Source organism: Huaxiibacter chinensis, assembly GCF_022171985.1.
Taxonomy (GTDB): domain Bacteria; phylum Pseudomonadota; class Gammaproteobacteria; order Enterobacterales; family Enterobacteriaceae; genus Enterobacter; species Enterobacter chinensis_A.
In genome coordinates, this window is sequence record NZ_JAJVHF010000002.1 from 97,054 (window position 1) to 115,809 (window position 18,756).

The window sequence follows — 18,756 nt, forward strand, 5'->3', positions numbered from 1 at the left end:
GGCCTCTTAATTCTGCAATACCGATGACACCAGCAGCTGGGTGTAGGGGTGGTGAGGGTCGTCCAGCACGCGGTCGGTTAAACCACTTTCCACCACCTGACCCTGCTTCATCACCAGCAAACGATCGGCCAGCAGGCGGGCGACGCCCAAATCATGGGTCACAATGACCACGGCCAGATCCAGTTCCACCACCAGGCCACGCAGCAGGTCGAGCAGGCGCGCCTGCACCGAGACGTCCAGCCCTCCGGTAGGTTCATCCATAAACACCAGCTTCGGGTGGGTGACGAGGTTGCGGGCGATTTGCAGACGCTGCTGCATGCCGCCCGAGAACGTGGTGGGCAGGTCGTCGATGCGCGAAGCCGGTATCTCTACCTCTTCCAGCCAGCGCTGGGCGGTGGCGCGGATCGTGCCGTAATGACGCGCCCCGGTCGCCATTAACCGCTCGCCAATATTGCCGCCGGCCGAAACCTGACGACGCAGGCCGTCCAGCGGATGTTGATGTACCACGCCCCATTCGGTGCGCAGCAGCCGGCGGCGCTCGGCCTCGGTCATGCCGTACAGCGAGCGATCGTTATAGCGAATCTCACCGTTTTGTGGCGTCAGCCGCGCTGAGATGGATTTCAGCAGCGTGGTTTTGCCCGAGCCAGATTCGCCGACAATGCCAAGAACTTCGCCGGGCCAGAGATCAAACGACACGTCGCAGAAACCTTTGCCGGGGGCATATAAATGGGTCAGTTGATTGACCGAAAGCAGCGGTTTCATCGATCGTTTGCCTCACTCTGTTGGCGGCAATAGTCGGTGTCGGAGCAGACAAACATTCGTTTGCCCGTATCATCCAGCACCACTTCATCAAGGTAGCTGTGCGTTGAGCCGCAGATGGCGCACGGTTCGTTCCACGCCTGCACCGTAAACGGATGGTCGTCGAAGTCGAGACTCTCCACGCGGGTATAGGGCGGTACGGCGTAGATGCGTTTTTCACGTCCGGCGCCGAAAAGCTGCAGCGCGGGCATCCTGTCCATCTTCGGGTTATCGAATTTTGGGATGGGCGACGGGTCCATGACGTAGCGTCCGTTTACTCTGACCGGATAGGCGTACGTCGTGGCGATATGGCCGAAGCGGGCGATGTCTTCGTACAGTTTCACCTGCATCACGCCATACTCTTCCAGCGCGTGCATGGTACGGGTCTCGGTTTCCCGGGGCTCAATAAAGCGCAGGGGTTCAGGGATAGGTACCTGGAAAATCAGGATCTGATCCTCGGTCAGCGGCGTTTCAGGGATGCGGTGACGGGTCTGGATAAGGGTTGCATCCTCCGTGCGTTCGGTGGTGTTTACGCCGGTCACGCGCTGAAAGAACTGGCGAATCGACACGGCGTTGGTCGTATCGTCGGCGCCCTGGTCGATGACCTTCAGCACGTCCGACTCGCCGATGACGCTGGCGGTCAGCTGGATGCCGCCCGTCCCCCAGCCGTAGGGCATGGGCATTTCACGTCCGCCAAACGGAACCTGATAGCCCGGGATGGCGACGGCTTTTAAAATGGCGCGGCGGATCATGCGTTTGGTTTGCTCATCCAGATAAGCAAAGTTATAGCCGCTGAGGTTAGCCATTTTTACGCTCCTGTTGCAGGCGTTTTAACAGTTCCAGTTCGGCCTGGAAATCCACGTAGTGAGGCAGCTTCAGGTGCGAGACAAAGCCTGCGGCTTCAACGTTATCCGCATGCGCCAGCACGAACTCCTCGTCCTGCGCCGGGCCTGTGGGCGTTTCATCGTAATCAGGCGCCTGCAGCGCACGGTCTACCAGCGCCATCGCCATCGCTTTTCGTTCGCTCATGCCAAACACCAGCCCGTAGCCGCGGGTAAAGTGCGGGGCCTCGGTTTCCGGGGCGACAAACCCGTTCACCATTTCGCATTCGGTCAGCAGCAGTTCGCCGATGTTCACTGCAAATCCCAGCTCTTCGGGCGTGATTTCAATCTCTACCCAGCCGCTGCGGATTTCAGCCGCAAACGGGTGATTGCGCCCATAGCCGCGCTGCGTGGAGTAAGCCATTGCCAGCAGATAGCCTTCGTCGCCCCGCATAAGCTGTTGCAGTCGCGATGAGCGCGAGCAGGGATAGACCGGCGGCGTGCGGGTCACGTCATCGGGCGCCGCGCCGTTGTCTTCTTCAGCTTTTGCCAGCCCCTGAGCTGCCAGCAGGTTGAAGACGTACGGAGCCGGCTCCTGCGGGCTTTCCGTGGTGCGCAGTACAGGTGTTTCGCCGTTCGCCAGCAGGGTGAAATCCAGCAGACGGTGGGTATAGTCATAGGTGGGGCCAAGCAGCTGACCGCCGGGAATGTCTTTATAGACCGCGGAGATTCGGCGTTCTAAACACATCCTGGCGGTGTTGACTGGCTCGCTGACCGCCAGTTTTGCCAGCGTGGTGCGGTAGGCGCGAAGCAGGAAAATGGCTTCCACGTTATCGCCGCTGGCCTGTTTTAACGCCAGGGCGGCCAGTTCCCGGTCAGCGATACCGCCTTCGGTCATGACGCGGTCAACGGCAAGGTTAAGCTGTTGCTCTATCTGTTCGACGCTCAGTTCGGGAAGCTGGCTCTCGCCACGACGTCGAGCTTCCTGCAGGGCATGGGCAGCGGCGATCGCCTTTTCACCCCCTTTGACGGCAACGTACATCAGCACACCTCGACATGCGTGGTCCGTGGGATGGCCAGCAGACGCTCGCCGCAGGTGAGGATCAGGTCTATCCCCAGCGGGAACGGGTGAGGGCGCTCGGTCAGCTCATGAATGATGCACTCCGGCAGCTGCGGCGCCACCATGCGTTCCTCGGCAATACCCGCGCCTGTCAGGCGCAGCATGCGTCCGCCGCTCAGGCTGGCAACCTGCAAAATCAGCGTGGCGCTGGTCTCCGGGGCCACGACGCTGCCTTCGGAAAGGGCATTCAGCTGTTCGTGGCTGATGTGTTCATCGGCGACAGCGAACAGGGCGAGCTGGGGCTGATCGACCCTCGGTGCGCTGGTGTGAAAACGGAGGTTCTGGCAGGCGATATCGTTGGCCAGCGGGGCGGAGAGCCAGACCGGCGTATCGTTATCCGCCAGCGTCAGCAGAACGCTGGTGGTGGCGAGGTTTAAAGGCTGCCAGCCGTGGCTGAGCTGATGCAACGAAACGATCACACCCGGTTCGCTCATCGCTTTCAACAGGCGACGAAAACTCTGTTGGGCATCCTGAACGGCCAGGGTAAAAGCGGGTTTAAGCGTCATGCATTGTCTCCGCGAACGAGCGTAAAGAAGTCAACCCGGCTGGTGTTTACTTCAGCCTGACGAGCAGCGAGGCGTGCATCGCGATCGGCATCCAGCGGGGCAATAACGGTTTCCATTAAGGTCTGAAACCAGGGGTGTTCTTGCAGCAGGGCATCGATCACAGCACAGCGTTCTGCGTGCGGTTTATCGCGCCCAAGGACATAGCTGTATCCCAGCGTGCCGCTGGTCAGGCGGACCACTGCGCGGGTCAGGGTGGCGTCCCCGGCGAAGAAGCGTTGCCCGGTGCCGCCCATCCTGGCCTGTATCTGCACCAGGCCCGTTTCCGGCGCGCGGATACATTCGTACTCAGGCGTCAGGCTCAGGGACTGCATGTGGCTCTGCAGTGCGGCAGGCTGGCTATGGGCAAGCACGGCCATCCAGCGCTGGCGGGTGGAGGTGTCGAAGTGCATTCAATGCTCCATAGTGAATTCGATCATGTCGGCGCGGGTCAGGCTGACGGAGTACTCCGTTGCGTTCACCTCGTCGTCACGGTGGTTGAGGGTGCGCACGCAGAGCAGGGGCGCCATATTCGGGATCTCCAGCACCTTGCTCTCTTTGGCCTGGGCGCGGCGGGCGCTGATGCGCGTCTGGGTGCGTTTCAGTGCGATGCCGGTGGCATCAAACAGAAAGTCATGCAGCGAACCGCTGGAGAAATGTTGCAGTACCGGCCAGAGGGTCAGATCGGCAAAGTAGTGGTCTATCTGACAGACCGCCACGCCATTCACCCGGCGTAAGGTGCGTAGATGCACCACGTTATCGCCCTCCGTAATGCCCAGCGCGTCGGCGATGTGGCCGGAAGCGGGTCGCAATACGGACAATAATTTTTCGCTGGTGGGATGGCTGCCCTGATCGAGCAGGTTCTGGCTGAACCGTGCCTGGGCGTTGAGCGGATAATCAAACGGGCGCATCAGCACCAGCACGCCCACGCCCTGACGGCGCTGAACCCAGCCGCGTTCAACCAGCTGGTCGATGGCGCGGCGCAGGGTATGACGGTTGACTTCGTAACGATCGGCAAGCTGTTGCTCGGCGGGCAGATAGTCTCCGCAACGGTAGTGGGCGCGCAGCTCGACTTCGAGTTTTGCGGCGATCTCTTGCCAGCGGGTAGGGTAACTGGTCGGATGTCTGGATAAGTGCATAGAAATCAATGCCTCGCTTCTCAGATGAAATGCTTACGCAAACGTTGAGAGAGAAAATCCAGCAGGCTAACGGTGATGATGATTAACACCATCAGGGCGCAGGTTTGCTGGAACTGGAATCCGCGAATCGCTTCCCACAGGGTGACGCCGATGCCTCCCGCGCCGACCATGCCGACTACCGTCGCTGAGCGGACGTTAGATTCAAAGCGGTAGAGGGAGTAGGAGATCAGCAGCGGCATCACCTGCGGCAGTACGCCGTAGAGAATTTCTTCGATTTTGTTCGCCCCGGTTGCGCGGATCCCTTCTACCGGGCCGGGTTCGATCGCTTCGACCGCTTCGGAGAGCAGTTTAGAGAGCACGCCGGTGGTGTGAATGAACAGCGCCATCACGCCGGCAAAAGGCCCAAGCCCGACGGCGACCACGAAGAGCATCGCGAACACCATCTCGTTGATGGCGCGGCAGGCATCCATCAGACGACGAACCGGCTGGTAAACCCACCAGGGTACAATGTTTTCCGCGCTCATCAGGCCAAACGGGATGGAGAGAATGACGGCCAGAGCGGTGCCCCAGACGGCGATTTGCATGGTCACCGCCATCTCACTGAGATAGTCCTGCCACTGGCTAAAATCCGGCGGGAAGAAATCAGCGGCAAACGTGGCCATATTGCCGGCATCTTTCACCAGCATGAGCGGGTCCATTTCCGCCCCTTTCCAGGAGATAACCAGCACCGCCAGCAAAATGGCCCAGCTGATGAGCGAGAACCAGCTGCGCTTAGGCGGTGGGAGTGTGATGGTTTGCATGGTGACTCCTTTGGGTTTAGTCCCCTCTCCCTTGAGGGAGAGGGTTAGGGTGAGGGGGAAATGTGCGCGCTGATGCCCTCACCCCGGCCCTCACCCACAGGGAGAGGGAGGAAAAGATTTACTGCACCGCTTTATTCACGCTGGACATGGCGCTGAGGGCGGCCGTCAGGCGGTCGAGATCGTCAAGCTGTGCCTGAATCTCTGACGCTTTAGTGGTCTTCTCTTCCGCTTTCATGCCCTTGTTATCCTTCACGCCCTGCATCTGCTTGAACAGCGCCAGCTGGCGAATCGGCACCAGCTGCAGATCGCTGGAAGCACGGAACGGCGCCCAGCCCAGACGCTCCAGCACGGCTTTCTCTTCAGGCGTTTTGCCGTATTGCATAAAGAAGTCGTACACCTTGTCCTTGGTGCTTTCTGAGAGGTTTTTACGCCATACGATAGGGTCGCCAGGAATCAGAGGAGATTTCCAGATCACCTTCAGCTCTTTCAGTTTGTCCGGCGCGGAGGTCTTCAGCTTGTCGAGGTTTTCGGTGTTATTGGTCGCCACGTCGATCTGCTTGTTGGCCACGGCCAGGGCGTTGGTTTCATGGCCCGCATTCACGGTGCGTTTGAATTCGCTGGGGGTGACGTTATTTTTGGCAAAGACGTAATAGCCCGGCACCAGGTAGCCCGACGTCGAGTTCGGATCGCCGTTACCGAACGTCAGGTCTTTGCGTTTGGCGAGCATGTCATTGAGGTTATTGATGGGGCTGTCTTTGTTGACGATCAGCACGCTCCAGTAGCCTGGCGAACCGTCAGCCGCCACGGTCTGTGCAAAGACCTGACCGTTGGCGCGATCCACCGCTTCCATCGCGGAAAGGTTGCCGTACCAGGCGATATCGACTTTGTTAAAGCGCATCCCCTGAATGATGCCCGCGTAGTCCGGGGCGAAGAAGGCGTTGACCTTGACGCCCAGCTTCGTTTCCATATCTTTCAGGAAGGGTTCCCACTGGGGTTTTAAATTCTGCTGTGATTCCGTCGAAATAATGCCAAAGTTCAGCGCTTTTTCCTGCTCCTGCGCAACGGCAGGGCTTAACAGGGTGCTGATGCTAAACAGGCTGGTAAAGGCCAGCGCGGCAACCGTCTTATAGCTCATCAAGATTCCTCGTTATCGGGTCGTTAAGCAGCCTGCGCGTTCTCATTGACGCGATTAATGCTGCGGTAGAGATGATCAAAGCGTTCGTTATCAAAGGCCTGGCTTGCACCGTCATAAAACACATGGCCCTGACGCAGCGCGACGATGCGCTCGCAGTAGCGCAGGGCGTAATCGACCTGATGCAACGTCACCACGACGGTGATGCCGTCGTTTTGGTTAATGTCGCGCAGGGTTTCCATGACGATGCGGGCCGATTCCGGGTCCAGGGAGGCAATCGGTTCATCGGCGAGAATGACGCTGGCTTTTTGCATCAGCGCCCGGGCAATCGCCACGCGCTGCTGCTGCCCACCGGAGAGGGTTGAAACGCGTTGATGGGCGAAATGGGCCATGCCGACGCGGGTGAGCGCCTGCAACGCCTGCTGTTTCTGAGCGGGAGTGAACCAGCGCAAACAGGTGCGCCAGAACGGGGTGCTGCCGAGCGCGCCAATCAGCACGTTGTCGAGCACGGTTAAACGGTTCACCAGATTAAACTGCTGGAAGATGCAGCCCGTTCGGGTACGGCTTTTACGGATATCACGCGCCAGTCGGCCCGCCCGCTGCACGGTATTGCCTAATAGCTCTATATGGCTTTCGGGCGTTTTATCGCTGGTGATTAAGCCGCTGAGGTGGCGAAGAAGGGTCGATTTTCCGGAGCCGGAAGGCCCGAGCAGGGCCACCATGTCGCCCTGCCCGACGGTCAGATCAACGGCATGCAGAGCCTTGTTGTGCTGGAAGGTCTTGCTCAGTTTCTCGACGCGGATGACAGTTTGCATGTTCAGGCCTCACGATAAATGTGGCCTCATGCTGGCGAATTAATGTGACATTTGAGTTAAGTATTGGTTGCGGGAGTTTGAAGAGTTAAGGCGAAAGGGATGACAGGCGGAGGCAGACTGCCCACCGCCAGACGGTTACGGCTGTTTCACCACGTTAATCATCCATGGCACGCCGTATTTATCGGTGACTTTACCAAAACCATGCGCCCAAAAGGTTTCCTGCCAGGCCATCTCGACAGTCCCTTCTGCCGCGAGATTATCGAACCAGCCTTTGCCTTCCTGCACGTCCTGGGTATCCAGCACCAGTGTGAATCCGGCGTAATGTGCCGAACTGCCCGGCGGCTGCCCGTCGCTCATCATGATATCGCTGCCCGCAATGCGGACATTGGAATGGGCGATCGCGGAGTCGGGAAACTGCATACCGGAAGGACAGCCTTCTTCGCTGTGATCGTCTTTGGGCATTTCGCCGAAGGTGATTTTATACAGACGTTCTGCGCCAAGAGCCTGCTGATAAAAGGCGCTGGCCTCTTCACTGTTTCCGGCAAATGAGATGTAAGGACTTAACGGCATAATCATTACCTCAGGTAAGAGAAGCTCGATAAGTTTAGTTCGGGTTTGTGATTATCACAGGAGGAAACAAACGGAGCGCCACGCGGCGTTTAAGCCGGATACGCTTCGCTTATCCGGCTTAACACCCTAAAAACTTAGTTCTTTTTAACGAACTCAGATTTCAGTTTCATTGGGCCGAATCCGTCAATTTTACAATCGATGTTGTGATCGCCCTCTACCAGACGAATGTTTTTCACTTTCGTGCCGATTTTCAGCATGGAAGAGCTGCCTTTCACCTTCAGATCCTTCACAACGGTGACGCTGTCGCCATCGGCCAGAAGATTGCCGTTCGCATCTTTGACAATGAGCGCATCGCTGTCCTGTGAGGGCTCTGCATCGTTCCATTCATGGGCGCATTCGGGGCAGATGAACATCCCGTTATCTTCATAGGTATATTCGGAATGACATTTCGGGCAGTGGGGAAGAGACATATCGGTATCCTCAAAAAGTGTGTAGCACGCTGGAAAGCGCCAGCGAAAAGACGGCTGTTAGCCGGAAAAGAGGCCGAGTATAGCGTAAAACCCACACAGATGTCGTTGATATCCTTTTTAAGCGCAGGTAAAAAAAGTGATGGCGGTGACAATTCCTGTCAGTCATTTAAGCGATGCTAGCATTCTGTACCGGCCATTAACTCTGCCAGAAGAATATATTGAATATTTTATTGTGCAAATTGCCAGGTACCGCTGTTTCGGATAAGGTTAGGTAAGTCGTTTTTATTTCTCTGCGGATACCTGCACTGCCATCCCTGCAATGGCAATCGGGAATTACCTCTCATTTCGGGTGGGTAAATAATGATGATATATCCTGAATTTTCTTAAAATTGTTCTACGCTTTTTATCTTTCGGCTTTTTAGTCGACGGACGGATGTGGGCGCTCTACGCGGCAACTGGAATCAATTATGGAATATCATCAATCACTTATATTCGTTGGGTATATTTTCCACGCTTAATCATAAAAGCCGAAATTTCATTATTAAAACTATCAGGCTAAATAAAAGTAATAAATTTGCGTTAAGGAAAGGCTTTAATCATGCATACACAGACAATATTTGAATTGAGCCAGGAAGCCGAACGGTTGCTGCAACTTGCTTTGCAAAATCTTGATGCCCTTAAATCAATGCCCATTGCGATGCTGGACAGCACCACCGCCGCCATGACGGGAGAGAGTAACAATGTACTTCCTCTGCATTTCAGCACGCGTGGCGTTGAAACCCAGCATTCTATGTTGAATAACGAATTACGTAAGATCACGCGCCTGGAAATGGTTCTGGCGATTGTTGGCACCATGAAGGCCGGTAAATCGACCACCATAAACGCCATTGTAGGAACGGAGGTTTTACCCAACCGCAACCGTCCTATGACCGCGTTACCCACGTTAATCCGTCATACGCCGGGTCAGAAAGAACCGGTGCTGCACTTTGCGCATGTTGCGCCCATCGATACCCTGATGAAACAGTTGCAGGAAAAGTTAAGTAACCACGATCGGGGCAAGCTGACGCAACGCCTCGAAGTGGATAAGGACATGAATGTCCTGCTGGGGCGCATTGAGCAGGGCGACGCGTTTGAAAAACACTATCTTGGCGCCCAGCCGATTTTTCAGTGTCTGAAAAACCTGAACGATCTGGTCCGTCTGTCCCAGGCGCTGGGCGTGGCGTTTCCGTTTACCGATTATGCAGCCATTGAACATATCCCGGTGATTGAAGTGGAGTTTGTTCATCTGGCGGGACTGGATGCGCATCTGGGGCAACTCACCCTGCTGGACACGCCCGGGCCGAACGAAGCCGGTCAGCCGCACTTACAAAAAATGCTCAGCGAGCAGCTGGCGCGTTCATCGGCGGTATTAGCGGTGATGGATTATACGCAGCTTAAGTCGATTTCCGATGAAGAGGTGCGTCAGGCAATCTCCGCGGTGGGGAAATCGGTGCCGCTCTATGCGCTGGTCAATAAGTTCGATCAAAAGGATCGTAACAGCGACGACGAAGAGCAGGTAAAGGCGATGATTTCCGGCACGCTGATGAAGGGAAATATTTCGCCGGGGCAGATTTATCCTGTCTCGTCGATGTGGGCGTATCTGGCTAACCGGGCGCGTTATGAGATCGCGCAACACGGTAAGCTGCCGGAGCCTCAGGCGCAGCGCTGGGTGCAGGATTTTGCCGAAGCGGCGCTGGGACGGCGCTGGCGTACCGCGGATTTGGCTGACGTTGAGCATATTCGCCATGCGGCGGATTTATTGTGGGAAGATTCGTTATTCGAACAACCGATTCGAAAACTGATCTATGCGGCGTACGCTAATGCCTCGCTTTACGCATTACGTTCTGCCTCCCATAAGCTGCTGAATTATGCCCAAAGTGCCCGCGAATATCTTGATTTCCGCTATCAGGGGCTGACGGTCGCCTTCGATGAGCTGGAGCGCAATATTGTTCGTTTGGAAGAAGATATGGCGCTTTTGCAATCAAGCCAGAGCGTGGTTAGCGACGAAGTGAGTCATGAAGTCGAGCAGGCGCTGGATGCCTCCGGTGCTTTTATTACGCATCAGCAAAACCTGATTCAGCAGGCGATCAGCGGCGTCTTCAGTCACGATAATATCCGCGATCTGGCGGGATTAAGCCGTACGGGTCCGCATCAGCATGCCGGAGAGGAAAACGGAAAACTGGTGCTGGAAGATGAAGGTCAGGCGCAAATTGTCCTCAGCAAAATTAGCTCCTCCTGTGAGCTGATCATGCTCGACGCGCAGGGCAAAATCAGCCGTGAACTGGCGGTCCGATTTGATCAACTGGAGTCCACTCTCGCGCGCTCGCTGAATGACGCAATGCGCCCTATTGAGACGCGTATTAAAGAAGAGCTAAGCCATGCGGGCTTTCGTGCCCGTATCAGTTTCCCGGCGTTTCAGGCAAGCCAGCTTAACTTTAATACGCGTGTTTTGTTCAACGATGCGATTGCCCAGGAAAATCGTCCGGCTGGCGATGTCCCGGGAAACAGCAGCGTGCGGGAAACCGTCTCTCGCTGGCTCAATAACCCCGGCTGGGGCTGGGAGGATTATGTGATGACGCGCACCCGATACGTGATTGACGTGGCTCAGCTGCATGCACGCTTCAAACAGCATATTGATCATTTTTGTGAACAAATTCGTAAAGCTTTGTCGGCACAGGTCGATGTCTCTGTTACGGCGGGCATGGCAACGTTTTTTGCTGAATTCTCATTATGCCTGACCGGGTTACAGGAAAGCTTGCGTGATAGCCTCGCCGTGCGGCAGCAAAATGAGCAGTCCACACGGGCGCTCAGTCAACTTTTGCAGCAGAGTATTACGACTGCGACGTGGATTCAGGAAGACACCCGACTATTACGCGATGATATTCAAACCCTATTCGCAGCCGAGCAACCATGACAACACAAATACTGGACGGTCCCGGGCGGACGCTGGAGTGTATTCATCCCAAATTTATGGTCGATTTGGTGCTGGGGGCGGACGCGACGCGTCAGCCCTCTGTGGTGCCTCAACAGCAGCAATTTCGTGAGCGTTTAACCCAGGAAATCGTCACCCAGACGAAGCTTCGACCCTGGGCAATGGCGGGAATGTTCAGCGAAAATGCTGCCCTGCGGCTAGGTCTTGCCGAAAAGCTGGCCGGGATGTTTGACCCCGGGCATCTCGCCCTGACCCGTATGACCGACAAACTCACGTCATTGCGCCAGCAGGCTAACCCGCGTGGACAACACTCCCCTGGCCTGATGCAGCAATATGACGATCTCGCTTCTCATTTTTCCAAGCGTGCGGCTTATAAAGAAAAAGCGTTATCCCAGCGGGGCTTAATGGTGCAGGCGGGTGAACACAGCGAGCAAATTTTCACCCGCTGGCGAGCCGGTCATTATGATGGATGGTCGCTGGCCGGGCGGTGCTGTATTGCCCTGGAAGAGTTACGCTGGGGCGCCTTTGGCGATGCGTGTCGTCTGGCGAATCGCGATGTCTCTGCCATGTTAAAAGATAATCTGCGTAGCATGGCGGCGAACTATCTTGCGCAAGGCATTCACGCGTCCCCGACGACGCGTCACTTTTATCATCAGTGGCTGACGACGCCGGTGACGCCCGGGTTAATGAATCATAAAGATATGCTTGGCTGGCTGGGGGACTGGTGTCATGCCGAGCGTCATCCGGTGTGCTGGTCCGTCACCCAGAGCTGGCAGCCGGTCGCGCTGGGCATGCCAAGATTATGCTCCGCTAAGCGGCTTGCGGACGCCATGGTGAACGAGATGTTTGGCGAGTGATAAAAAACCCCTCTGATGAGGGGTTTTTAGTCTCTTTAGTGATGCAGCGATTCCACCACTTGTTGCTCCGGCTCGGCCTGAGAGAGTTTGCCATAGCGTTTTGAATACAGCGCCGTAATGATGGGCACGACAATGGCGGTCACGATGACCGCAGCCGCAACCAGCGCCGTCGCGGAGGCGGCAACCGGTTCAAACGCCGGGTTAATCTGCGCAATGATCACCGGGTTTGCAACGGCGGCGCCTGCGGCGGAAGAGGCCGCAACGCCTGCGGTTCCGTTGCCCCCGCCAATGACGCGGTCGGCGATAATCAGCGGGATACCGGTGATGACGATAACGGCAAGACCGAGCACAATCCCCAGCAGGCCGGTGTCCATAATAACGCCAAGGTTAATGGTGTTCCCCAATGCGAAGCCAAAGAAGGGGATCAGAACCGGTGTCGCTTTGCTAAAGAAATCACGCAGGTCGGTATCAAGGTTACCCAGCGCAAAACCAATCAGGAACGGCAGCACCGCGCCCACAAAATGGTGTAATTCAAATGAGGCCAGACCGGCCGATCCCAGAATCAACATGGTCATCAACGGACCGGACTCCAGAGACATCAGTACAAATGCGCCGGACTCTTCTTTTGTCCCGTACTGATTCATCAGGCTCGCGTACAACCCCCCGTTGGTCATGTCCATCGCGGATACAATCGCGAGGACCGACAGGCCAGCGAAGAAGCCGGTCTGGATGCCATTTTCCGGGATAAACATGGCGCACACCATCGCCGCGACCCACGCTACGGCTATTTTGGTAATAACCAGCGTGCCTGACTTACGTAAAACCGTGCCGGTTGCACGCAGGTTAATGGATGCACCAATACAAAAGAACCAGACAGCAAGAATGGGCACCGTGCCGGTGATCATGCCTTTTGTGAAGCCGCCAAAATAAGCCCCGGTATTTGGGGCGAGCGTATTTAATATAGCGCCCAGCACCAGCGGAACCAGCATCATCCCGCCAGGGATACGTTCGATCGTGGCTTTAATCTTCATGAAAAATCCTCGCGCCTTATCGCACGGCTTGGGCGGATAAGGTGGATAAAAATAAGCATTAAATTCAACGGATTGCACTGTCCTGGTGTAGTGGAATCCGCCTATCCATACAAAAACAGCAAAAGTTTTATCTTAATAACGGCCATTGAAGCCGCCCTGCAGGGGCGCGTTCGGACTTATCATGCGATCAATGGAATGATGATTCAATGAAAATAAAACAATGTTTTAGTTATCTCCGTCACATATTTTTCATCGTCCTTGTTTAGCCCAGGTGATAAATAAATGGGCTGTAAATCGAATGTAAAAAAAGGTAAGTGAGAATTAACTAACGTAGAAAACAATAACGAGGGGGATAATTAAAGGGACCTTGCAGCGGGGCGATAAAATCTTTGTCCTTTTTACATTTCCTGACGGCACCTGACGAACCGCGAAAATATTTGTGAAGTTGATCACTAAATTAAACGCTGGTAGGGTAAGGAAGTCATTAACTGCCCAACAGGCGTCAACAGGTTCGGTTGTATCGACGATAAACGTCAATGTAAGTAAACCTGCTACGCTTGAATAAGAAGATTCGCATGAGGCGAATTTGAGGTTCACAGATGTTATTTCGTTTGTGGGAAGGACAGGGCGGAGTCTACGAGGAAAGTTATGCTTAAAAGGAAAAAAGTAAAACCCATCACGCTGCGCGATGTGACCATCATCGATGATGCCAAATTGCGTAAGGCGATCACCGCAGCCTCGCTGGGTAATGCGATGGAGTGGTTTGATTTTGGTGTATATGGGTTTGTTGCCTACGCGCTAGGTAAAGTGTTCTTCCCCGGTGCCGATCCCAGCCTGCAGATGATTGCGGCGCTCGGTACTTTCTCTGTTCCCTTCCTGATTCGCCCATTGGGTGGTCTCTTCTTCGGCATGCTGGGCGACAAATATGGTCGTCAGAAGATCCTCGCCATCACGATTGTGATTATGTCGATAAGTACCTTCTGTATCGGCTTAATTCCGTCGTATGCCTCTATAGGTATCTGGGCACCGATTCTGCTGCTGCTGTGTAAGATGGCGCAGGGTTTCTCCGTGGGTGGGGAATACACCGGCGCCTCCATCTTTGTCGCTGAGTACTCCCCTGACCGTAAACGCGGGTTTATGGGAAGCTGGCTGGACTTCGGCTCCATTGCCGGGTTCGTGCTTGGCGCGGGCGTGGTGGTGCTGATTTCAACCGTCGTGGGTGAGGCCAACTTCCTGGAATGGGGCTGGCGTATTCCGTTCTTTATGGCATTACCGCTGGGCATTATTGGGCTGTATCTGCGTCATGCGCTGGAAGAGACCCCGGCGTTCCAGCAACACGTTGAAAAACTGGAGCAGGGCGATCGCGAAGGTCTGCAGGATGGCCCGAAAGTCTCCTTTAAAGAGATTGCCACCAAGCACTGGCGCAGTCTGTTGACCTGTATCGGCCTGGTGATTTCCACCAACGTTACGTACTACATGCTGCTGACGTACATGCCGAGCTACCTGTCACATAACCTGCACTACTCCGAAGACCACGGTGTGCTGATTATTATCGCCATCATGGTGGGTATGCTGTTTGTCCAGCCGATTATGGGCTTGCTGAGTGACCGCTTCGGTCGTCGTCCATTTATTATTCTGGGCAGCGTTGCGCTGTTCCTGCTGGCCATCCCGGCCTTTATCCTGATTAACAGTAACGTGCTGGGGCTGATCTTCGCAGGCTTGCTGTTGCTGGCGGTGATCCTCAACTGCTTTATTGGCGTTATGGCGTCTACGTTACCGGCGATGTTCCCGACGCATATCCGTTACAGTGCGCTGGCTGCGGCATTCAACATCTCCGTGCTGGTTGCGGGTTTGACCCCGACCATCGCCGCGTCACTGGTTGAAAGCACGCAGAACCTGATGATGCCTGCCTATTATCTGATGGTGGTGGCGGCTATCGGCCTGTTGACCGGCCTGACGATGAAGGAGACGGCGAATCGTCCGCTGAAAGGCGCGACCCCGGCGGCGTCCGATCTTCAGGAAGCAAAAGAGATTCTTCGTGAACACTACGACAATGTTGAACAGAAAATTGAAGACATTGACGTAGAGATCGAAGAGCTGCAGAAGAAGCGTTCTCGTCTGGTGGATCAGCATCCACGGATTAACGAGTAACGCCGACGTTTTAAGACAAAAAACCCAGCTTCGGCTGGGTTTTTTTATGCATAGCGGATCGCCTGGTCACTGGCTGTTCCCCGGTCAGCGGGGGCGATTAGCAGCCTGCGGCGATATAGTCGCCGTTAGCACTGATGGGGATCACCGTCAGAAACAACACGGTCGCAAACAGGATGAGCAGGAGGCCGCCAACAATCTTTGATGCCGGCACCACCCAGCGCAGCCGTGAATCGCCGCCAAAAAGGGCTACGGTGCGCTCACGGGCGTAACGTACGGCCAGCGATAACCCCATGATTGAGAGTGCGGTTCCCAGCGCCATAGTCATTACGGCGGCAATGCCCCACGTCACGATGCCGAGCGCATTGGCAAACATTAAAATCATGATTGCGCCGCTACACGGACGCGCCCCTATTGCCAGAATCACGCCCAGACGGGTTTTCCAGTCTCCCTGCGTCAGGGAGGCCCCCACACCGTGATGCCCGCAGCCGCACTGTTCATCGTGTTGATGAAGAGGCCTGAGCGAGCTAATGGCCATTCTGCGTGGACGCAGCGTTTTTAACGCCTGCCAGATGATAAACACCCCAAACGCGCCAATCATGACGGCGCTCACCTTTTCCACATACCAGCGGCTGGCACTCAGATCGCCTGAGGCGAGGTTAAAGCCGATCGCCAGAATAAAGACAAACAGGATCGCGCTGACGCCCTGCATCAGGCTGCCGAGAAACGGCACAACCCGCGCGGCAAGCTGGCTCTCTTTACTGGTGCTGAGATAGGTTGTCACGATGAACTTTCCATGTCCCGGCCCGATAGCGTGCAGCACGCCGTAAAAGAACGCGCCCGCCAGAAGCCAGATGCCGCCAGAGTATTGATGGTTGTTGAGTTGCAGGAGATACATCACCAGATAGCGATGCAGGGTAATTTGCGTGGCGAGGCACCACTGAATAAAAGCGCCCCAGTGGCTTTGCAGCGTGATACCTGCAAGCACCACAGCGATCAGACCGGCGGCAGGTAAGTGCCAGTGACGGGTGAGTCGTTCAGTTGTCATGGGATGCCCTGTCGAGAGGAGATGGCGAAGAGTATAACTGATTTCTATTTTCGCTCACGCGGCGCAGTACACTCATCCCCTGATATTCCCTCGCCACGTTTACCCTTTTGCCAGGCGAGACGACGGCGGAACATTTTGTTTAGCGCCCGGCTTAAGGTATTCAACCAGCCGGTAGGACGGGGGTCGGCGAGCATGCTCAGGGCACGGGCATAATCCAGTACCAGCCCGGGCGTCCAGGCCATCGTTTCTGCTCGTTTACGTATTTGCAGGGCGACCCATAACTCGGGGGTAGACATCAGTTTCCCCATGGCTTGCCAGAATCCACGAGCTTGCCAGAGCCTGCCGACCGAGCCTTCCAGTGCCGCTTCGAGCGCTCGCGCCACGCTGCTGGAGCAGTTTCGATGCGTCAGATTATAGTCAGTATTCAACCGGTAGGTTTCCCAGAAGGCCTTTAGCCGTGTTTCGCTGTAGTTACGAATGCGTACCTGGCGCGTTGACGGGCACCATTTTGTCGATTCGGTGGCGTAGTCCGGCTGAAATTCACCAGGGACGTTATTTTCGGGCGTCGCCCGCAGCAGGCGAGCAAAGGCGTCCGGGGAACGATCGATAAGCACGGCAGGGTAGAGGCTGATATAAATTCCGCCCGGCGATTCCAGTGCCGCATGGCCGGTTGAGATAATGCCGTTTTGATCGACCGCCGCGATATACCGGTTAATGACCGGGCGGGAAAGGGTTTCTCCCGGCGCGGAACCGACGGGCGTCCAGACATGAACGGTCAGGGCCTTTTCATCCGCCTGTGGCGGGCCGTCCCACTCCACGACCGCAGGGGGATGTGACTCCGCCTCCTCCATAAAGACCTCACCCTGCAGACCGGGATTCGCCGCAGCGCGTTTGACGCGATTCGCCAGAATAAACATATTCCATCCGGCAAAGGCCAGCCCCAGACCCAGGCAGTAGGGGACCGTACCGGCATAGTCGGAGGGCCACGGCTGGAAAAAGAAGATCGCCAGCGCTATTTCGACCACACCGCCGACCAGGGCGGGCCGCCACCGCTGGTAGCGAACCACGAGCGCCGAGGCGATTTGCAGCGAGCCATCCAGTAAAAACAGCAGACCGAAAATAATCGACAGGACAATATCCCCGTCGTGTTGACCGGCGAGTATCAGCACCGCCGCCAGGGCAAACGAAGCGCCTTTGACATAGCGCAGCACGCGCTGCCCGCCCATGCCGCTGTGGGCCACCATCAGCGTTGCCGCCCCTTCAAAAAGCAGCAGACAGGCAAAAGGTTCAAGAGGAAAGAAGAGCGAGCCGTCCAGCGCGTCGATGAAAATCACCGCGCCGGCAATTAAGGTGATCCAGCCAAAACGGCGCAACCCGCGCCAGTGTGAACGCAGAAAATCGATACCGAGCAATATAAAAATGAGTCGCATCATGTGAGGCGCTCCGCCAGAGTCCCTCAACATGTATAGCCTACGCAGCGACTCGCTGCCTCTCGTTACCGCGGGGCCTGCCAGTAAAGCGGCGATCCGAACGCCTCAACGTAATAATCAATTACTGCGCGCACATTCAGCGGCGGGTGCCGCGCATGGGGATAGAGCGCGGCAATGTTCTGCGGCTCCGTGCTGATGGCCGACTCCCACTCTGGCAGCAGCGCAATCAATTCGCCGCTTTTCAGTTTGTCACCCAGCAGCCAGTCAGGAAAAAGCACGATGCCCATTCCGCCCAGCGCGGCGATGAGTAACGTCTCTGCGTTGTTGGACGACATCAGCGGCGTGACGGGGTAGTGAACCCACTCCTCACCCGGCTGACGGAGCAGCCAGCGATTAGGGCCAGAAGATCCGCGGTAGACAAGACAGTGATGATGGGCAAGGTCATCCGGCCCTGTTGGCGCCCCCTGCTTTTCCACATAGTCAGGTGACGCGGCCAGGTGATAACGCTGCTGCCCGAAAACGCGGGCATGAAAAGAAGAGTCCGTCAGGACGCCGATACGGAAGATGACGTCCGCCGCTTCCCTGTGGGGATCAATATAATCGTCGGTGAGCGTGAGTTCGATATTGAGGCGGGGATAACGTCTGGACAGCCCCGACAGCCAGGGTGCGACGTGCCGCTGTCCGAAAAACACCGGGGCATTGAGCCGGATCAGGCCGGACGGTTCCTGCGAACGTTCATCCAGCGCCCGGCGCGCATCCTCAATATTGCCCGCAATTGCCCGGGCATAACCTATAAAAAGATGGCTGCTTTCCGTTGGGATGACGGCCCGCGTGTTGCGGTAGAAAAGCTGCTGGCCGAGCGCGTCTTCAAGCTGGTGGATGATACGTGACACCTGCGAAGCTGAAAGGCCTTCACGCCGCGCAACCACCGAGAAGTTTTGCGTTTCATAAACGTCGATAAAAATGAGCAGCGCGCGGATGCTGATATTTCCGGTGTTATACATTGATGCATATCCTGCACAGGTGTTTAGTTGATTATGGCATTTTTCTCATCGACGAACAGG

Annotated in this window: 18 protein-coding genes; 3 read left to right on the plus strand and 15 right to left on the minus strand. The window is 56.0% G+C overall.

Annotation, left to right across the window (positions count from 1 at the left end):
- Nucleotides 1-6 precede the first annotated feature (6 nt).
- The 11 genes from phnK to LZP96_RS06320 all read right to left on the minus strand — a co-directional run bounded on the left by phnK (nt 7) and on the right by LZP96_RS06320 (nt 8,207).
- The gene (gene phnK / locus LZP96_RS06270) at nt 7-762 is read right to left on the minus strand and encodes a phosphonate C-P lyase system protein PhnK (protein WP_064324489.1); all 756 of its coding nucleotides are present in this window, start codon (nt 760-762) and stop codon (nt 7-9) included.
- Nucleotides 759-1,604, minus strand: coding sequence for an alpha-D-ribose 1-methylphosphonate 5-phosphate C-P-lyase PhnJ (phnJ, locus tag LZP96_RS06275; protein ID WP_064324490.1), 846 nt, complete (start codon nt 1,602-1,604; stop codon nt 759-761). The genes phnK and phnJ overlap by 4 nt, the downstream gene beginning before the upstream one ends.
- Nucleotides 1,597-2,661, minus strand: coding sequence for a carbon-phosphorus lyase complex subunit (locus LZP96_RS06280; protein ID WP_258925742.1), 1,065 nt, complete (start codon nt 2,659-2,661; stop codon nt 1,597-1,599). The genes phnJ and LZP96_RS06280 overlap by 8 nt, the downstream gene beginning before the upstream one ends.
- The gene (phnH, locus tag LZP96_RS06285) at nt 2,661-3,245 is read right to left on the minus strand and encodes a phosphonate C-P lyase system protein PhnH (RefSeq protein WP_258925744.1); all 585 of its coding nucleotides are present in this window, start codon (nt 3,243-3,245) and stop codon (nt 2,661-2,663) included. The genes LZP96_RS06280 and phnH overlap by 1 nt, the downstream gene beginning before the upstream one ends.
- Nucleotides 3,242-3,694 (minus strand): phosphonate C-P lyase system protein PhnG, encoded by a 453-nt coding sequence (gene phnG, locus LZP96_RS06290; RefSeq protein ID WP_064324493.1) that lies wholly within the window; start codon nt 3,692-3,694, stop codon nt 3,242-3,244. The genes phnH and phnG overlap by 4 nt, the downstream gene beginning before the upstream one ends.
- Complete coding sequence (gene phnF, locus LZP96_RS06295) at nt 3,695-4,420, minus strand: phosphonate metabolism transcriptional regulator PhnF (RefSeq protein ID WP_064324494.1); 726 nt, start codon at nt 4,418-4,420, stop codon at nt 3,695-3,697.
- Nucleotides 4,421-4,440: 20 nt separating this feature from the next.
- Nucleotides 4,441-5,220 carry a phosphonate ABC transporter, permease protein PhnE gene (phnE, locus tag LZP96_RS06300; protein ID WP_064324495.1) on the minus strand — a complete coding sequence of 260 codons (780 nt, stop codon included), beginning with the start codon at nt 5,218-5,220 and terminating at the stop codon, nt 4,441-4,443.
- Between the two features lie 118 nt (nt 5,221-5,338).
- Entirely contained in the window at nt 5,339-6,355 is a 1,017-nt protein-coding gene (gene phnD / locus LZP96_RS06305; protein ID WP_258925745.1) for a phosphonate ABC transporter substrate-binding protein, read from the minus strand.
- Between the two features lie 23 nt (nt 6,356-6,378).
- The gene (gene phnC / locus LZP96_RS06310) at nt 6,379-7,167 is read right to left on the minus strand and encodes a phosphonate ABC transporter ATP-binding protein (protein WP_064324497.1); all 789 of its coding nucleotides are present in this window, start codon (nt 7,165-7,167) and stop codon (nt 6,379-6,381) included.
- Nucleotides 7,168-7,302: 135 nt separating this feature from the next.
- Nucleotides 7,303-7,737 carry a VOC family metalloprotein YjdN gene (gene yjdN, locus LZP96_RS06315; RefSeq protein ID WP_258925748.1) on the minus strand — a complete coding sequence of 145 codons (435 nt, stop codon included), beginning with the start codon at nt 7,735-7,737 and terminating at the stop codon, nt 7,303-7,305.
- 134 nt (nt 7,738-7,871) lie between these two features.
- Nucleotides 7,872-8,207: a zinc ribbon domain-containing protein YjdM gene (locus tag LZP96_RS06320; RefSeq protein WP_064324499.1), complete on the minus strand. Its 336-nt coding sequence runs from the start codon at nt 8,205-8,207 to the stop codon at nt 7,872-7,874.
- Between the two features lie 598 nt (nt 8,208-8,805).
- Between LZP96_RS06320 and crfC the strand changes: the two genes are divergently transcribed.
- On the plus strand, nt 8,806-11,160 hold the full coding sequence (crfC, locus tag LZP96_RS06325; protein WP_064324500.1) for a clamp-binding protein CrfC: 2,355 nt from the start codon (nt 8,806-8,808) through the stop codon (nt 11,158-11,160).
- Nucleotides 11,157-12,035 (plus strand): diguanylate cyclase regulator RdcB family protein, encoded by an 879-nt coding sequence (locus LZP96_RS06330; RefSeq protein ID WP_064324501.1) that lies wholly within the window; start codon nt 11,157-11,159, stop codon nt 12,033-12,035. Before crfC ends, LZP96_RS06330 begins: the two co-directional genes overlap by 4 nt.
- A gap of 35 nt (nt 12,036-12,070) precedes the next feature.
- Here the strand turns inward: LZP96_RS06330 and kdgT are convergent, their stop codons facing one another.
- A complete protein-coding gene (kdgT, locus tag LZP96_RS06335; RefSeq protein WP_064324502.1) occupies nt 12,071-13,066 on the minus strand; it encodes a 2-keto-3-deoxygluconate transporter in 996 nt (331 codons plus the stop codon).
- Between the two features lie 648 nt (nt 13,067-13,714).
- Between kdgT and proP the strand changes: the two genes are divergently transcribed.
- Nucleotides 13,715-15,217 carry a glycine betaine/L-proline transporter ProP gene (proP, locus tag LZP96_RS06340; protein WP_064324503.1) on the plus strand — a complete coding sequence of 501 codons (1,503 nt, stop codon included), beginning with the start codon at nt 13,715-13,717 and terminating at the stop codon, nt 15,215-15,217.
- Nucleotides 15,218-15,314: 97 nt separating this feature from the next.
- Here proP and LZP96_RS06345 read toward each other — a convergent pair whose 3' ends face one another.
- From LZP96_RS06345 to LZP96_RS06355, 3 genes are all read right to left on the minus strand, one after another.
- Entirely contained in the window at nt 15,315-16,262 is a 948-nt protein-coding gene (locus LZP96_RS06345) for a nickel/cobalt transporter (protein ID WP_064324504.1), read from the minus strand.
- Nucleotides 16,263-16,306: 44 nt separating this feature from the next.
- A complete protein-coding gene (locus LZP96_RS06350; RefSeq protein ID WP_258925749.1) occupies nt 16,307-17,695 on the minus strand; it encodes an HdeD family acid-resistance protein in 1,389 nt (462 codons plus the stop codon).
- A gap of 62 nt (nt 17,696-17,757) precedes the next feature.
- Nucleotides 17,758-18,696 carry a LysR family transcriptional regulator gene (locus tag LZP96_RS06355; RefSeq protein ID WP_064324506.1) on the minus strand — a complete coding sequence of 313 codons (939 nt, stop codon included), beginning with the start codon at nt 18,694-18,696 and terminating at the stop codon, nt 17,758-17,760.
- Nucleotides 18,697-18,756 lie beyond the last annotated feature (60 nt).

Excerpts from the sequence above, each read along its gene's own strand:
- LZP96_RS06330 (WP_064324501.1), top strand. The coding sequence starts at position 11,157 with ATGACAACACAAATACTGGACGGTCCCGGGCGGACGCTGGAGTGTATT.
- crfC (WP_064324500.1), top strand. The coding sequence starts at position 8,806 with ATGCATACACAGACAATATTTGAATTGAGCCAGGAAGCCGAACGGTTG.
- yjdN (WP_258925748.1), bottom strand. The coding sequence starts at position 7,737 with ATGCCGTTAAGTCCTTACATCTCATTTGCCGGAAACAGTGAAGAGGCC.
- phnG (WP_064324493.1), bottom strand. The coding sequence starts at position 3,694 with ATGCACTTCGACACCTCCACCCGCCAGCGCTGGATGGCCGTGCTTGCC.
- phnD (WP_258925745.1), bottom strand. The coding sequence starts at position 6,355 with ATGAGCTATAAGACGGTTGCCGCGCTGGCCTTTACCAGCCTGTTTAGC.
- phnC (WP_064324497.1), bottom strand. The coding sequence starts at position 7,167 with ATGCAAACTGTCATCCGCGTCGAGAAACTGAGCAAGACCTTCCAGCAC.
- phnJ (WP_064324490.1), bottom strand. The coding sequence starts at position 1,604 with ATGGCTAACCTCAGCGGCTATAACTTTGCTTATCTGGATGAGCAAACC.
- kdgT (WP_064324502.1), bottom strand. The coding sequence starts at position 13,066 with ATGAAGATTAAAGCCACGATCGAACGTATCCCTGGCGGGATGATGCTG.
- LZP96_RS06345 (WP_064324504.1), bottom strand. The coding sequence starts at position 16,262 with ATGACAACTGAACGACTCACCCGTCACTGGCACTTACCTGCCGCCGGT.
- phnK (WP_064324489.1), bottom strand. The coding sequence starts at position 762 with ATGAAACCGCTGCTTTCGGTCAATCAACTGACCCATTTATATGCCCCC.
- phnH (WP_258925744.1), bottom strand. The coding sequence starts at position 3,245 with ATGACGCTTAAACCCGCTTTTACCCTGGCCGTTCAGGATGCCCAACAG.
- LZP96_RS06280 (WP_258925742.1), bottom strand. The coding sequence starts at position 2,661 with ATGTACGTTGCCGTCAAAGGGGGTGAAAAGGCGATCGCCGCTGCCCAT.
- LZP96_RS06320 (WP_064324499.1), bottom strand. The coding sequence starts at position 8,207 with ATGTCTCTTCCCCACTGCCCGAAATGTCATTCCGAATATACCTATGAA.
- proP (WP_064324503.1), top strand. The coding sequence starts at position 13,715 with ATGCTTAAAAGGAAAAAAGTAAAACCCATCACGCTGCGCGATGTGACC.
- LZP96_RS06355 (WP_064324506.1), bottom strand. The coding sequence starts at position 18,696 with ATGTATAACACCGGAAATATCAGCATCCGCGCGCTGCTCATTTTTATC.
- phnE (WP_064324495.1), bottom strand. The coding sequence starts at position 5,220 with ATGCAAACCATCACACTCCCACCGCCTAAGCGCAGCTGGTTCTCGCTC.
- LZP96_RS06350 (WP_258925749.1), bottom strand. The coding sequence starts at position 17,695 with ATGATGCGACTCATTTTTATATTGCTCGGTATCGATTTTCTGCGTTCA.
- phnF (WP_064324494.1), bottom strand. The coding sequence starts at position 4,420 with ATGCACTTATCCAGACATCCGACCAGTTACCCTACCCGCTGGCAAGAG.